Here is a 14,657-nt window from a genome sequence, read left to right as displayed (position 1 = left end):
ATTTAACCTCTAAGCAAAGCGATTTCCGCTGGATAAATTAGGCTTGTTGAAAAATTCAACAATGGCGTTAAGCGCGACTGAGCGCATGGCGTCCTTTTCAAAAAGGATCTCATGGTACGCGCCTTTGATAACCAGCGGTTTTCCCCCTTCACAAGGGTATCCCGCCGCGGCGCGAATTTCACAAAAACGATCGTGGGTGCGGTTATCCACTACCCGCTCTTCTTCCGCCTGAATCAGTAGCGTAGGCGTCGTGTCATCGCTCGCCCCGGCCAGTACCTGCTCACCCGCCAGAATGCCTTCGCGTACCCAATGCCAGGTGGGGCCGCCAACGCGCAGCTGCGGCTCGTCGGCATAAAATCGTAAGTTGCGCTGATAACGCTGGCGGCTGTGGGTCAGCGCATTCATCCCAAACGGCAACGCCCGCCACTGACCAGTACCAATAGCGTAATCTTCACGGATACGCTGGTGCCCTTCGGCCCAGTCGAGAATATGGCGCACCATAAAGGAAGGCAAGCGTATCACAATACCAAACATCGGCGCGGTGAGCGCAATAGCGTCGCACCGCACACGATGGCGTTGCAGGAACAGAGTGGCTATCGCGCCCCCCATTGAGTGCGCCAGGATATAACGCTTACGCCACGGCCCCGGCTCAATTTCCTGCTGCCAGAACGCCGCTAAGTCCTCAACATAATCGTTAAAATGATCAACGTGGCCCCGATGCGGGTCCGATAACATCCGCCCGGAGCGCCCTTGACCACGGTGGTCGATGATGAAGATATCAAAACCGAGATGAAAAAGGTCATACGCCAGTTCAGCGTATTTTACATAACTCTCAATGCGGCCAGGACAAATGACGATCGTCCGATCGTTGGAATCATTTCGAAAACGGACAAAGCGCACCGGAATGTTACCCACGCCGATAAACTCTGCCTCTTCCCGCTGACGCCAGAAATCGGTCAGCGGCCCCATAGCAAAAGCGGCAAACGCATTTTCTCTTGTTTCCCAGTCATTTTGCTGCTGAAACATCGGGTTTTCGGCCTCGTTTACCAGGTAAAATCGTTTTTTGCGTCGTGCCTGACACAACACAGCGGCAGTAGCGTATTGTGGCACAAAAACAGACAACCAGGGAGTTTCGCATGACCTTTGAATGGTGGTTCGCCTATCTACTGACCTCAACTCTGCTGAGTCTTTCTCCGGGTTCAGGCGCCATCAATACCATGACGACGTCTATCAACCATGGATATCGTGGCGCAGCGGCTTCTATCGCCGGACTCCAGACCGGACTGGGGATACATATCGTACTGGTGGGCGTCGGACTGGGTACGCTCTTTTCGCGCTCTCTCCTCGCTTTTGAAATTCTGAAATGGGCTGGCGCGGCTTATCTTATCTGGCTGGGTATCCAGCAATGGCGCGCCGCAGGCGCTATCGATCTGCATACTCTCGCCCAGACGCAATCGCGGGGTCGACTGTTCAAACGGGCGATATTTGTCAATCTAACCAATCCCAAAAGTATTGTCTTTCTTGCCGCCCTGTTTCCGCAATTCATCATGCCGCAGCAACCGCAACTGGCGCAGTACCTCATTCTCGGCGTCACTACGATTGTGGTGGATATGATTGTGATGACCGGTTACGCCACGCTGGCGCAGCGCATTGCCGCCTGGATTAAAGGACCAAAGCAGATGAAGGCGCTGAATAAAGCGTTTGGTTCGTTGTTTATGCTGGTAGGCGCGCTCCTGGCGTCGGCAAGACACGCGTGATAGTCGTGCCGGATGATGTTTATCCGGCCCGGAGGTAAATTAACGCGAAATAATCAGGTGAATACCAAAGCCCGCAAACAAAGCGCCGGCAAAGCCATCAATCCATTTCGCCAGACGCTGATAGCCGCGGCGCATTTTCGGCAGCGCGAACAGGCTGGCGACTACGGTAAACCAGGCCAGCGTTTCCAGGGTGATTAACGCGAAAATACCCCAGCGCGCCGCAGCGCCGACGTTATCGCCGACAAACAGTGAAAAAACGGAACCAAAATAGATAATCGCTTTAGGATTCGACAGATTGGTCAACAGCCCTTTGAGAAAACTGCGCCCGCTCTGCGCCAGTTCAATGTGCGGAGAAGACGCCGCCGCATCCTGTTTTTTCAGCGCGCCGCGCAGCATCTGATAGCCCATCCAGCACAGGTACAGGCCGCCGCCTACCATAATGATCGTATGCAGCCAGGCCATTTTTTCGATGATGAGATGCAGGCCAAGCAGCGCCACGCCCGCCCATACCATCACGCCGCAGGTAATGCCCAGTACGCCCATCATCGCTTCTTTACGCGAACGGCTGACAGCAGTTTGAGACACGAAGAAAAAGTCGGGGCCGGGGCTCATTAGCGCAACGATGTGCACCATTGCCACGGTGAAAAATAGCATCATCATAAAAATGGCTCGCGGGGAAATAGTTCAGTGAGTCACCATCCTGGCACTTTTTTGCCGGGCTGACTACTCTTCGTCATCACCATCGACATGCGCGCGGATGAGCGCCATGAATTCTTTCCCGAAGCGCTCCAGTTTGCGCATCCCAACCCCGTTAACGCTTAACATCTCGCTGGCGGAAACCGGCATCTGTTCCGCCATTTCTATCAGCGTGGCGTCGTTAAAGACCACATACGGCGGGATATTCTCTTCATCAGCGATAGCTTTACGCAGCTTGCGCAACTTAGCGAACAATTTGCGATCGTAATTACCGCCGAACGATTTCTGCATCACGCGGGGTTTGAGGGCGACGATGCGTGGCACCGCAAGCTTTAGCGGAACGTCTCCACGGAGTACCGGACGCGCGGCATCCGTCAACTGTAATGCGGAGTGCTGCGCAATATTTTGCATTACCAGCCCCAGATGAATGAGCTGGCGAATCACGCTCACCCAGTGCTCATGGCTCTTTTCGCGTCCCATGCCATAAACCTTGAGTTTGTCATGACCGAAATCGCGAATGCGTTGGTTATTCGCGCCGCGGATCACCTCGACAACGTAGCCCATGCCAAAACGCTGGTTAACCCGACCAATGGTAGAAAGCGCAATCTGGGCATCGTTTAAGCCATCATATTGTTTGGGCGGATCGAGACAGATATCGCAGTTGCCGCACGGTTCTTGTCGGCCTTCGCCAAAGTAATTAAGCAATACCAGGCGGCGGCAGGTTTGCGCTTCGGCAAAAGCGCCCATCGCATTCAGTTTATGCCGTTCAATATCCTGAAGCTGTCCGGCTGGTTTCTCTTCCAGACAACGACGTAGCCAGGCCATATCAGCCGGATCGTAAAATAGCATGGCTTCCGCAGGCAGTCCGTCGCGCCCGGCGCGGCCCGTTTCCTGATAGTAGGATTCAATATTGCGCGGGATATCGAAATGCACGACGAAACGTACGTTAGGTTTGTTTATGCCCATTCCAAAAGCGACGGTCGCCACCACGATTTGCAGATCGTCGCGCTGAAATTTTTCCTGCACATCGGCGCGAATAGTGTTTTCCAGCCCCGCATGATAGGCCGCCGCGCTAATGCCGCGACTTTGCAAGCGCGCGGCGGTATCTTCCACTTTCGCCCGACTGTTGCAGTAGATGATACCCGATTTGCCGCGTTGCTCCTGAACATAGCGCATTAGCTGGTCGAGCGGCTTAAACTTCTCCATCAGCATGTAGCGGATATTCGGTCGGTCAAAGCTACTGATCTGGATTAACGGATCGTTAAGCCCAAGCAGACGAATAATATCCTGGCGCGTGGTGTCGTCGGCGGTGGCGGTCAATGCCATAAACGGCAAAGCGGGAAAACGCTGGCGAAGCTGACCGAGCGCCGCATATTCCGGACGGAAATCATGCCCCCATTGCGAGATACAGTGCGCTTCATCCACCGCCAGCAATACCGGATTCCAGTGCGCCAGATGATCAAGAAAGTTGTCCAGCATCAGGCGTTCCGGCGCAATATACAGCAGACGAATCTGTCCGGTACGGCACCCCGCCATCACCTCAAGCTGCTGCTCGCGGCTTTGAGTGGAGTTCAGACAGGCCGCCGCCACCCCGTTCGCCAGTAGCTGATCGACCTGGTCTTTCATCAACGAGATCAGGGGCGAAACGACGACGGTCAATCCGTCCAGCAACAACGCCGGGATTTGATAGCACAGAGATTTGCCGCCGCCGGTGGGCATGACGACCAGACAGTCGCGACCGGAGAGCGCAGTATCAATAATCGCTTCCTGGCCCGGGCGAAACTGTTGGTAGCCAAAGGTTTCCTGCAAAACCTGTTTGGCCCCTGATTCCAGATTCAACACTTCCGCCTGCGCCACATTAACCCCGTTCACCATAAATCAAAACAGGCGCTATTTTCAGCGCCTGCGAGAGAAACTGCAATGTTTAAAACACAATCCAATCAGAAGATATCGTTAAGCATCACGCCGACGCCGACACGTGTCTGATTAAAATTATAGTCGATCAGCGATTCGCCATAGCCGCTGTACACCTGGGTATAAAGCCGGACATGTTTGGTGACCGGATAGCTTAATCCAACTTCCGCGCCGCCGTAGCCTGTATTCCAGTTGTACTGGCCTTTGGCACTTAATACCGCCTCGCCCAGGTGATAACCGATTTTAAGCTGGTAATAACCCATATATTTGGTGATGTCCGGATTATCGTCGGTACTGCCAATCACGTACCACGGTTTGACCTCTACCAGCCAGTTACCGTTTTCGGCCATCAGACGGGTATACAGACGGTTCCAGCTACGCGAGGTGGGGTCCGAACGTCCGTTAGAGTCATGGTTGTAGCCCATCTCTACGTCGCGCAGCGTCCAGCCGGCAAAGCGATAATCGGTAGCAAAACCAAGAAAAAGCTGCGGTTCGTAGTTGGTTTCGCGAAACGGCGAAGACTCTTTACTGTTGGAAAGCTGCCACCAGGATTTCTGCGTATAGGAAGCGCCCAGTACCGAGTTCGGCCCCAGTATTCCGCGCCACAGCGGAAACGCCAGGCTCAACTGAAATTTCACTTCATCTTTACGTGCGTTTTCAGACCAGTTGTAGGTACTTATGGCCTCTTTGTTCAGATCGCTGGTGTTCGTGTAGATCAAGTAGTTCGTGTCATAAGGGTAAAGCGTAAAAGGGTTATCATGCTCCTGTAGCATGTTAGCGATGATACTTCCCCGTACTGCAGGCGCATCATGAACCTCTTTTATCGTAGCTTCTTGTGCATATGCCGCTAATGGCAGTAGCGTGGCTGGCAACAACCCTCTCAAAATCGCCCGCATTCTTGACGTTCTCCTGACGAAGTATTTTCAGCTTGAATCATTCTCTGCCAACCATTTTTACATATTTACACACATAGCCGTTAGTTATCCCTTCTTAAAGTAGAAAACAACAATTAAGAAGCATAATATCAACATTTCATTAACCAATGAGGTGTCAGGAATCTATGTCCGCTGTACTTACCGCTGAACAAGCTCTGAAATTAGTGGGTGAAATGTTTGTCTACCACATGCCGTTTAATCGGGCGTTAGGGCTGGAGCTGGAACGCTATGAAAAAGCGTTCGCCCAACTGGCCTTCAACAACCAGCCGATGATGGTCGGCAACTGGGCGCAAAGCATTTTACACGGCGGCGTGATCGCCTCTGCGCTGGATGTCGCCGCCGGACTGGTATGCGTCGGCAGCACGCTAACTCGCCACGAAACCATCAGCGAAGATGAACTACGCCAGCGCCTGTCGCGGATGGGAACGATTGACCTGCGCGTCGATTACCTGCGTCCGGGCAGAGGCAACCGCTTTACGGCCACCAGTAGCCTGCTGCGCGCAGGGAATAAAGTGGCCGTCGCCCGCGTGGAATTACACAATGAAGATCAGCTGTACATCGCCAGCGCCACCGCTACTTATATGGTGGGATAAAAGCAGGTAAACTGTTGTTACACTTCAGATACGAGTTTTCCGGATGGACGCAAAACAAACACGGCAGGGCGTATTACTCGCTCTTGCCGCCTATTTTATTTGGGGGATCGCCCCCGCATATTTCAAGCTGATCTATTACGTTCCCGCAGATGAGATCCTGACGCACCGCGTGATTTGGTCATTTTTCTTTATGGTGGCGCTGCTTAGCGTCAGCCGGCAGTGGCGACAGGTTAAGCGCTTACTGAAAACGCCAAAGAAGATTTTCCTGCTGGCCCTGTCCGCCGTACTGGTCGGCGGTAACTGGCTATTGTTCATTTGGGCGGTAAATAATCACCATATGCTGGAGGCCAGCCTGGGTTATTTCATTAATCCGCTGGTTAACATCTTGCTGGGGATGATTTTTCTTGGCGAACGCTTCCGTCGAATGCAGTGGCTGGCGGTGATTCTGGCGGTGTGCGGCGTGCTGGTGCAACTCTGGACCTTTGGTTCACTGCCGATTATCGCGCTGGGGCTGGCGTTTAGTTTTGCGTTTTACGGCCTGGTGCGTAAGAAGATCGCCGTTGAAGCGCAGACGGGTATGCTGGTCGAAACGCTATGGCTGTTGCCGGTCGCCGCGATTTATCTGTTTGGCATCGCCGATAGCCCTACCAGCCATATGGGGCAAAACGCACTATCGTTGAACTTGCTGTTAATGGCGGCGGGTGTGGTCACTACGATTCCGCTGCTGTGCTTCACCGGAGCGGCTACGCGTCTGCGTCTTTCTACACTGGGCTTTTTCCAGTATATCGGCCCAACGCTGATGTTTTTACTGGCGGTGACGTTTTATGGCGAAGTGCCGGGCGCGGATAAGATGGTGACATTTGCGTTTATCTGGGTCGCGCTGGCGATTTTCGTGATGGATGCGATTTATACGCAGCGTAAAAAATAACGCGACTATTATTCTAAATATAATCTGAAAAAATATGCCTCCCCTTGTAAGGGGGGTAGCATATTGTCATGCTAACGACGTAACCCAACATATGGATGTGAAATTAATGTTAAGTGTTTTTATTCCTTCATCTGAGAGATGTGTTTCCAGATGTCGTTATTTATTATCATTCGCGCTAATAAATATAATATTTTCCATTTTGGTTGGGGTTTTATTACATTTAAGCTTTGTGATACTGGCAATTTTATTCACAATTTTACTACATTATCTCGTCATTAATTTAAACTGTCAGCGATTCAGAGACAGTGGCTTTGAATATATAAAATTCTATGTATGGGGTACGCTTGTAATCTATATTGCCTCCTTCGTGATAATGGTTGCTGAAGATTTCGCTTGCGATGGCTTTGGTATGCCTCTTTTTCTAATATGGTATTTTGCAACCTTTTCTCTGCTACTTCTGGCCCCCCCGGATTCGAATTCACTCAACAAGTAATTTAATGGAGTTTACATGGACAAGGATTATATTAATGATGGTTCGCTATCTGAAAAATGGAAATACCGTTTTTCATTTTACGATCAACATGGTTTCCCTGGATTTTGGAAAGTAAGCCCAGAATATAAACAGGCATTTAAAGCATTAAAGCCCCGACAACGGTTGACTATTCAAATAAACTTTATTGCCTTTTTCTTCTCATGGATTTATTTGTTTGTACTGGGTCTGTGGAAAAAAGCAATTATAGTTATTTTATTAGGGATCGTTGCAATATTTATTGGAGCATTAATCGGCGTTAACATACTTGGACTTGTTGTCGCAGCTTATGTCGGCGTCAATACAAATAAGTGGTTCTATGAGAAAGAGGTTAAAGGTATCAATACCTGGAGCCTGTAACTTTTCAGGGTGGTTCAGCCGCAGCTGAATCACCCTGGCCTTAATGTCTTACAGCCAGTTCTTGCGCTTAAAGTACAAATACGGCGCAAGCCCCGCCAGAATCATAAAGATAATCGCGCCTGGATAACCAAAGCTCCACTTCAGTTCCGGCATAAACTCGAAGTTCATCCCATAGCTGGAAGCGACCAGCGTCGGCGGCAGGAACACCACGGAAACCACCGAGAAGATTTTGATAATGCGGTTCTGCTCAATATTGATGAAACCCATCGCCGCCTGCATCAGGAAGTTCACCTTCTGGAACAGCGATTCATTGTGCGGCAGCAGAGATTCGATATCGCGCAGGATCTCACGCGCCTGCTCCAGCTGTCCGCCCGGTAAGCGCGCCTTGCGCACCAGGAAGTTCAGCGCGCGTTGGGTATCCATCAGACACAGGCGTACCTTCCAGCCGATATCTTCCAGTTCCGCCAGCGTGGAGAGCGCTTCGTCGTATTCATCGCCCTGATGCCCTTCCATAATGACGCGGCTCAGTTTTTCCAGATCGCTGTAGATGTTTTCGATTTCATCCGCCAACTGTTCAATTTTAGTTTCGAACAGATCGAGCAGTAATTCATAAGCATTACCGTCGACCATCGCCTGGCTGCGGGCGCGCATACGATACAAACGGAAGGCGGGCAGTTCGCGTTCACGCAGCGTAAACAGACGGCCATCGCGAATAGTGAATGCCACCGTAGAGTTACCGGCATGATCTTCCGCATCTTCGAAGAAGAAGAAGGAGTGGATATGCAGTCCGTCTTCGTCTTCAAAGAAGCGCGCGGATGCTTCGATATCTTCCAGTTCAGGACGCGTCGCCAGACTCTGGCCCAGCTCAGATTGTACGCGCAATCGCTCGTCGTCGTCCGGTTCGACCAAATCGACCCATACGGCATCAATCAGGCTTTGTGACTCCTCGACTTCCAGCCGGGTCAGTCGGTTTTTTTCCAGTTGAAATGCGCTCAGCATGACCGGGACTCCCAATGCGTAAAAATATCGGACAGTTCAGATGGGCACACAGAAACAAATTGGGTTTCAGACCATTAAACAGCCTGACTCAACGCGACGGGAAAAAATGAAAGGTCGCTGACAACCGCTAAGGCTATCAGCAAAAAGGGATAGCCTTAGGAGTTGATCCTGGATGACAGGATAATGAGCCAGTATCTACTGGGTGTGTCCAAGGCGAATGTCCTCTTAGCGTAATCGTGGGCGCATGTTACGCCAGCAAAAATTTGCCGTCAACACGCAACGAAACGCGAAAAAGCAATAATTTCCCCTTATGCAGAAAGGTTAGCAGAGTGAGAGTATTTATCTATGATTTCAGAATATTAACATCAATATATCGCCGGATGGCGGCTTCGCCTTATCCGGCCTACAAATCAAAATGTTAGCCAGCGCGTAGGCCGGATAAGAGGCGTCATCCGGCAATATGAGAGTCGGTCAAACCGTTTCCAGCTTCGCATATGCGGCAACCAGCCATTTGATCCCTTGCCCCTGAAAAGCCACCTGCAACCGGCTATGTTCGCCGCTGCCCTCCAGGTTGACAATAGTTCCCTCGCCGAACTTCGCATGGCGCACGCGTTGGCCGAGTTTGTAGCCTGTGTCGTTTTCCGCCAGCGGCGTTCCCATTCGTTGATGGCTCACCGGACGACTGACGGTGGCGCGCAGACGGACCTCTTCCACGCACTCCTCCGGCAGTTCGCCGATAAAACGCGACGGGCGATGGTAGACCTCTTTACCGTACAGACGGCGAGTTTCCGCATAGGTTAGCGTCAGTTTCTGCATGGCACGGGTAACGCCGACGTAGGCCAGACGACGCTCCTCTTCCAAACGCCCGCCCTCATCCAGCGACATCTGGCTGGGGAACATGCCCTCTTCCATGCCGACAATAAACACCTGCGGAAACTCCAGCCCTTTGGCCGAGTGCAGCGTCATCAGCTGCACCGCATCCTGCCAGGTATCCGCCTGCCCCTCGCCCGCTTCCAGCGCCGCGTGAGAGAGGAAGGCCTGCAATGGCATTAAATCTTCATCTTCGTCGTTGTAGCTGAACTGCCGCGTTGCCGTCACCAGTTCCTCTAAGTTTTCGATGCGCGTCTGGCCTTTCTCGCCTTTTTCTTGCTCATACATGGTGCGCAGGCCGGAATCTTTGATCACCCGGTCAGTCTGCACATGCAGCGGCATGTCGGCGGTTTCCTGCGCCAGGGCGTCGATCAGTTCCATAAAGCGTTGCAGCGCGCTGGCCGCACGCCCGGCCAGGGCTTTTTCCTGTAACAACTCACGGCACGCCTGCCACAATGTTAGCTGGCGATCGCGCGAGGTCTGGCGCACCACGTCCAGCGTGCGGTCGCCGATACCGCGCGTTGGGGTATTCACCACGCGTTCAAAGGCGGCATCATCGTTGCGATTGGCAATCAAACGCAGATAAGAGAGCGCATCTTTGATCTCCTGGCGTTCGAAGAAGCGCATCCCGCCGTAAATGCGGTACGGCATACTGGCCTGTAATAACGCTTCTTCCAGCACGCGCGACTGGGCGTTGCTGCGATAAAGGATGGCGCATTGCGCAAGCGCGCCGCCGTTGTCCTGCCAGGTTTTGATACGGTTAACCACAAAGCGCGCTTCATCCAGTTCGTTGAAAGCGCAGTACAGAGATATCGGTTCGCCATCAACGCCGTCAGTCCACAGCTTTTTACCCAAACGCCCGTTGTTGTTTTCAATCAGAGCGTTCGCCGCGCTAAGGATGTTGCTGGTCGAGCGGTAATTCTGCTCCAGACGAATGGTCTGCGCGCCGGGGAAATCATTGAGGAAGCGCTGGATGTTCTCTACCTGGGCCCCGCGCCAGCCGTAGATCGACTGGTCATCGTCGCCGACAATCATCACCTTACCGGTATCGCCCGCCAGCAGACGAACCCAGGCGTACTGAATGTTGTTGGTATCCTGGAATTCGTCCACCAGGATGTTAGTAAACCGCTCGCGATAGTGTTGCAGGATGTGCGGCTTGTTCAGCCATAGTTCATGAGCGCGCAGCAGTAGCTCGGCAAAATCCACCAGACCAGCGCGATCGCACGCTTCCTGATAGGCCTGATACACCTTCTGCCAGGTCTGCTCCACCGGATTGCCATAGCTTTGGATATGGTGCGGGCGTAGCCCTTCGTCTTTCTGGCTATTGATGTACCACATCGCCTGACGCGGCGGCCACTGCTTCTCATCAAGATTCATCGCCTTAATCAGGCGTTTAAGCAAACGCATCTGATCTTCGCTGTCGAGAATCTGGAAATCCTGCGGCAAATTAGCGTCCATATGATGCGCGCGCAGCAGGCGGTGCGCCAGACCGTGGAACGTCCCTACCCACATTCCGCCCTGGCTGGTCCCCATCAACTGGCCAATACGATGGCGCATTTCCGCCGCCGCTTTGTTGGTAAAAGTCACCGCCATGATGGAGTATGGCGAGTTGTTTTCTACGCTCAGTAACCAGGCGATACGGTGCACCAGCACGCGGGTTTTCCCGCTTCCCGCGCCCGCCAACACCAGCATGTTGCTACGTGGCGCGGCCACCGCTTCGCGCTGTTTATCATTAAGGCTGTCGAGCAGGTAAGAAACGTCCATTGGCACCGCCGCGTAAAAACATGAAAACTAAAAACGCCCGGGGCGCTTCGCTTACCGGGGCTACTTATCGTAGGGCGGATAAGCATAGCGCCATCCGCCAGAATAACTGGGAATTTATACAGAACTACTGGTGATTATATCAGCGAGGTGAGAGATGCCAACCGCGAAATTTCGATATGCGGCAGTAAACGGCTGTCCTGCGTCCGCATCAGGTCGGCATTTTCAGGTTTAATCCAGCAGGCCTGCATCCCACAGCGAATAGCGCCAGCCACATCGGTAGTCAGATCGTCGCCGACATGCAGGATCTCGCCGATCGGCACATGCAGCTTTTCCGCCGCCAGGAAATACATGTCGCTAAACGGCTTGGAACGCCCATCCGGGCCGGCGCGCAGTACAAACTTAAAGTAATCGCCGAGGCCAAACAGTTCCGGCTGGGCGTTGCCGTTAGTGATCGCCACCAGCGGCCATTTTTTCGCAAGCTGCTGTAACGTCTCATGGGTAGCCTGCGGAACCTCAATCTGGCTGCGCCATTTGGCAAAATGCATCATCGCCGCATTCGCGCCGGCAATGGCCTCCTGCGCCGATAATCCCGCATCCCGCATGGCCTGCTCTATCGCGCGATGGCGCCAGCGGGTAACGTCATGATAGATTTCCGGCTCCGCTTCACGCACCGCCTGCCGTATCCGCTGTAAATCGACGTTTTGAAACGAACGTAGCGACGGGTGATAATTTTGCATAAAAGCGAGCGCTTCCTGCTCAGTACGCAAAATCACCGGACGGTTATCATAAAGGGTATCATCCAGGTCAAAGGTGAGCGCGGCAATACGCCCCAAAGGCCGGTAAAAACGCATTATTTCCCCCGTTTAGCGCGCGGATGCGCCGCGTCGTACACTGAAGCAAGGTGTTGAAAATCAAGATGAGTATAAATTTGGGTGGTGGAAAGGTTGGCATGACCCAGCAGCTCTTGCACGCCGCGCAGATCGCCGCTCGATTCCAGCATATGGGTCGCGAACGAATGGCGCAGCTTATGTGGATGCACGTGGCTGTTTAGCCCCTGCTTTATGCCCCATTCGGCGAACCGTTTTTGGACATTGCGCGCGGAGATACGCTTGCCGAGCTTCGACAGGAATAACGCCTCTTCGTCGCTGGCGAACAGGCCGCGCAGATCCAGCCAGTGCTCAATCCACGTCACCGCGTTACGGCCAATCGGCAGGCGTCGCTCTTTGCTGCCTTTACCCATTACCCACACTTCTCCGGTATCGAGATCGAGGTGCTTTATATCCAGGCCAACCAGTTCGGATAAACGCAGTCCCGCGCCGTACATGACCTCCAGCATCGCCCGATCACGTACGGCGAGCGGATCGTTAAGATCGATGTCCAGCAGGCGGTTAACGTCGTCGACATCAATATTTTTCGGCAGATGACGCGGCGCTTTCGGTGCGGAGACGCCCTTCGCCGGGTTAGCTTTCAATTCGCCCTGACTGACTAACCAGTCAAAAAAGCTTCGCAATGCCGAGAGACGTAGCGCCAGACTGGCAGGGCCAAGCCCTTTGCGCCGACTGCGCACCGCAAAACTGCGCACAATCGCAGCGTCACATTGTTGCCAGCTTTTCAGCCCGGTTTCTCCGGCTAAAGCGATAATGGCATCAAGCTGACGCTGGTAGTTCAGCAGGGTAATAGGGCTAAGCTGGCGCTCCACGCCTAAATAGCGCAGGAACCGCGAGACGTCCTGAGAAAGCGCGACATCCGTCATACGCGTTTAATCCAGCGTTCCAGCAGTTCCGGCAGCATCAGCGCGATCTCCTGTAAAAGCTGCGTCCCCTGCCCCGGCTGATAGTGGTGCGGGTCACGGCTGCTGAAGAGAATCACCCCGAGGTCGCCATCGCTGCCCATCATCGACATGGCTACCGAGCCTACAGCCTTCGCCTCCGGCAAGACCACCAGCAGTTCCGGGCCGTTTAGCGGGCCAAGATAATGCTGCGACTGTCCCAGCCGCTGAATACGCAGCGGCTCGAAGGCCTGACGGTTTAAAGCCAGATGCGTATAGCGCGATGGCGCGCCAAGACGCCACCGATCCGGGAACAAACGCAGCGTCGCGCCGGCAAGCCCCAAATCGCGCGCCCAGCGGTGAAACCGCACCAGCATCTCATCCAGACTATCCGCGGCGACCAGACGGCTTTGCAGATGCAGCAAGCGATAAAACAGGCTTTCATTGGCATGAGCCTGTTCCATCAGCAGCGTCATATTTTCTTCAAGCACATTGATGTGATTACGCGCGCGGGCCATATGCCACTCAACGAGCGAAACCGTTCCCCGCACGGGATGTGGAACACGCATCGCTTCCACGGCATGGGCGTTACGGATAAAAAACTCAGGGTGGTGGCGCAGGTAATCGACGACCGCTCGATCGTCCAGTTCCGTGAGCGTTTCCTGTAGTTCTTCCTCTGGTTGCTTCATAAATGGATAAATCCGTCGTAGATATGTGCCGCCGGACCAGTCATGTATAACGGATGACCCGGACCTTTCCAGGCGATATCCAGCCGACCGCCCGGTAATTCCACGCGTACCTCTTCAGCCAGCAGTCCCTGCTGAATCCCCACGGCAACGGCAGCGCACGCGCCGCTGCCGCACGCGCGGGTCTCCCCTGCGCCGCGTTCATAGACTCGCAGCCGGATATGCTCACGTCTTACAACCTGCATAAAACCAATGTTGGCGCGTTCCGGAAAACGCTCATGGCTTTCCAGAACCGGCCCCAGTGTTTCAACGGCCGCCGTGTCGACGTTATCAACCTGAATGACACAGTGCGGATTGCCCATTGAAACCACGCCGCACAGTATGGTCTGTTCCGCCGCTCGCATAATATACGTCTTTTCCGCTTTGTTGGCGCGAAAAGGCACCTGCGCGGGTTCAAAGTTTGGCTCCCCCATATTCACCCGCACCAGTTCATCTTCCGTGACGCTCAGTACCATCCGGCCATTCGCGGTACTGACCCGAATGTCGCGTTTATTGGTTAGCCCTTTCAGGCGAACAAATCGCGCGAAACAGCGCGCGCCATTGCCGCACTGCGAGACTTCACTGCCGTCGGCGTTGAAGATGCGGTAATGAAAGTCCAACTCAGGATCATAGGGCGGCTCAACCACCAGCAGCTGATCGAACCCTACGCCCAGGTGTCTGTCGGATAGTCGACGAATCAGTTCCGGCGAAAAAAAGACATTCTGCGTTACCGCGTCGACGACCATAAAATCGTTGCCAAGGCCATGCATTTTAGAGAATTGCATCATTCACTCCGTTCACGCGGGGACAGAAAACTAT

At 53.4% G+C, this 14,657-nt stretch carries 16 protein-coding genes; 5 read left to right on the top strand and 11 right to left on the bottom strand.

Going from position 1 to position 14,657, the window contains the following annotated elements; all coding sequences use genetic code 11:
• Nucleotides 1–9: 9 nt before the first annotated feature.
• Nucleotides 10–1,026: a lysophospholipase L2 gene (gene pldB, locus NA986_RS22775; protein WP_000487685.1), complete on the bottom strand. Its 1,017-nt coding sequence runs from the start codon at nucleotides 1,024–1,026 to the stop codon at nucleotides 10–12.
• Nucleotides 1,027–1,136: 110 nt separating this feature from the next.
• On the opposite strand from pldB, the gene rhtB reads away from it, so the two are divergent.
• The gene (gene rhtB / locus NA986_RS22770; protein WP_000142523.1) at nucleotides 1,137–1,757 is read left to right on the top strand and encodes a homoserine/homoserine lactone efflux protein; all 621 of its coding nucleotides are present in this window, start codon (nucleotides 1,137–1,139) and stop codon (nucleotides 1,755–1,757) included.
• 39 nt (nucleotides 1,758–1,796) lie between these two features.
• Here the strand turns inward: rhtB and rhtC are convergent, their stop codons facing one another.
• From rhtC to pldA, 3 genes are all read right to left on the bottom strand, one after another.
• Entirely contained in the window at nucleotides 1,797–2,417 is a 621-nt protein-coding gene (gene rhtC, locus NA986_RS22765; protein ID WP_000980080.1) for a threonine export protein RhtC, read from the bottom strand.
• Between the two features lie 63 nt (nucleotides 2,418–2,480).
• Entirely contained in the window at nucleotides 2,481–4,310 is a 1,830-nt protein-coding gene (gene recQ, locus NA986_RS22760; RefSeq protein ID WP_023194994.1) for an ATP-dependent DNA helicase RecQ, read from the bottom strand.
• 83 nt (nucleotides 4,311–4,393) lie between these two features.
• Nucleotides 4,394–5,263 carry a phospholipase A gene (gene pldA, locus NA986_RS22755; RefSeq protein ID WP_001201692.1) on the bottom strand — a complete coding sequence of 290 codons (870 nt, stop codon included), beginning with the start codon at nucleotides 5,261–5,263 and terminating at the stop codon, nucleotides 4,394–4,396.
• A gap of 164 nt (nucleotides 5,264–5,427) precedes the next feature.
• On the opposite strand from pldA, the gene yigI reads away from it, so the two are divergent.
• From yigI to yigF, 4 genes are read left to right on the top strand one after another with little or no spacing between them, the layout of a single operon-like run.
• Complete coding sequence (yigI, locus tag NA986_RS22750) at nucleotides 5,428–5,895, top strand: acyl-CoA thioesterase YigI (protein WP_001277136.1); 468 nt, start codon at nucleotides 5,428–5,430, stop codon at nucleotides 5,893–5,895.
• A 43-nt stretch (nucleotides 5,896–5,938) separates the two neighbouring features.
• Nucleotides 5,939–6,823, top strand: coding sequence for an EamA family transporter RarD (gene rarD, locus NA986_RS22745; RefSeq protein ID WP_000339080.1), 885 nt, complete (start codon nucleotides 5,939–5,941; stop codon nucleotides 6,821–6,823).
• Nucleotides 6,824–6,857: 34 nt separating this feature from the next.
• Complete coding sequence (locus NA986_RS22740; RefSeq protein ID WP_001538085.1) at nucleotides 6,858–7,316, top strand: membrane protein; 459 nt, start codon at nucleotides 6,858–6,860, stop codon at nucleotides 7,314–7,316.
• A gap of 15 nt (nucleotides 7,317–7,331) precedes the next feature.
• The gene (gene yigF, locus NA986_RS22735) at nucleotides 7,332–7,712 is read left to right on the top strand and encodes an inner membrane protein YigF (RefSeq protein ID WP_000356594.1); all 381 of its coding nucleotides are present in this window, start codon (nucleotides 7,332–7,334) and stop codon (nucleotides 7,710–7,712) included.
• 48 nt (nucleotides 7,713–7,760) lie between these two features.
• Here the strand turns inward: yigF and corA are convergent, their stop codons facing one another.
• The 7 genes from corA to dapF form a co-directional block, all read right to left on the bottom strand.
• Nucleotides 7,761–8,711, bottom strand: coding sequence for a magnesium/cobalt transporter CorA (corA, locus tag NA986_RS22730; RefSeq protein WP_000947139.1), 951 nt, complete (start codon nucleotides 8,709–8,711; stop codon nucleotides 7,761–7,763).
• Between the two features lie 155 nt (nucleotides 8,712–8,866).
• Complete coding sequence (gene ysgD, locus NA986_RS22725; protein WP_212723238.1) at nucleotides 8,867–8,923, bottom strand: YsgD/CorL family protein; 57 nt, start codon at nucleotides 8,921–8,923, stop codon at nucleotides 8,867–8,869.
• Nucleotides 8,924–9,182: 259 nt separating this feature from the next.
• Nucleotides 9,183–11,345, bottom strand: a complete 2,163-nt coding sequence (gene uvrD, locus NA986_RS22720) for a DNA helicase II (protein ID WP_000383436.1) — start codon at nucleotides 11,343–11,345, stop codon at nucleotides 9,183–9,185.
• A gap of 134 nt (nucleotides 11,346–11,479) precedes the next feature.
• Complete coding sequence (gene yigB, locus NA986_RS22715) at nucleotides 11,480–12,196, bottom strand: 5-amino-6-(5-phospho-D-ribitylamino)uracil phosphatase YigB (protein WP_001213560.1); 717 nt, start codon at nucleotides 12,194–12,196, stop codon at nucleotides 11,480–11,482.
• Nucleotides 12,196–13,098, bottom strand: coding sequence for a tyrosine recombinase XerC (gene xerC, locus NA986_RS22710; RefSeq protein ID WP_000132874.1), 903 nt, complete (start codon nucleotides 13,096–13,098; stop codon nucleotides 12,196–12,198). Before xerC ends, yigB begins: the two co-directional genes overlap by 1 nt.
• On the bottom strand, nucleotides 13,095–13,802 hold the full coding sequence (locus NA986_RS22705; RefSeq protein ID WP_000812763.1) for a DUF484 domain-containing protein: 708 nt from the start codon (nucleotides 13,800–13,802) through the stop codon (nucleotides 13,095–13,097). Before NA986_RS22705 ends, xerC begins: the two co-directional genes overlap by 4 nt.
• Complete coding sequence (dapF, locus tag NA986_RS22700; RefSeq protein ID WP_001160671.1) at nucleotides 13,799–14,623, bottom strand: diaminopimelate epimerase; 825 nt, start codon at nucleotides 14,621–14,623, stop codon at nucleotides 13,799–13,801. Before dapF ends, NA986_RS22705 begins: the two co-directional genes overlap by 4 nt.
• Nucleotides 14,624–14,657: the final 34 nt, after the last annotated feature.

Origin of the sequence: Salmonella sp. NW177, from assembly GCF_051811585.1 — a bacterium.
GTDB lineage: Bacteria > Pseudomonadota > Gammaproteobacteria > Enterobacterales > Enterobacteriaceae > Salmonella > Salmonella enterica.
Note: the sequence above shows the minus strand (reverse complement) of the source record. Positions and strands in the feature narration are given on the sequence as shown.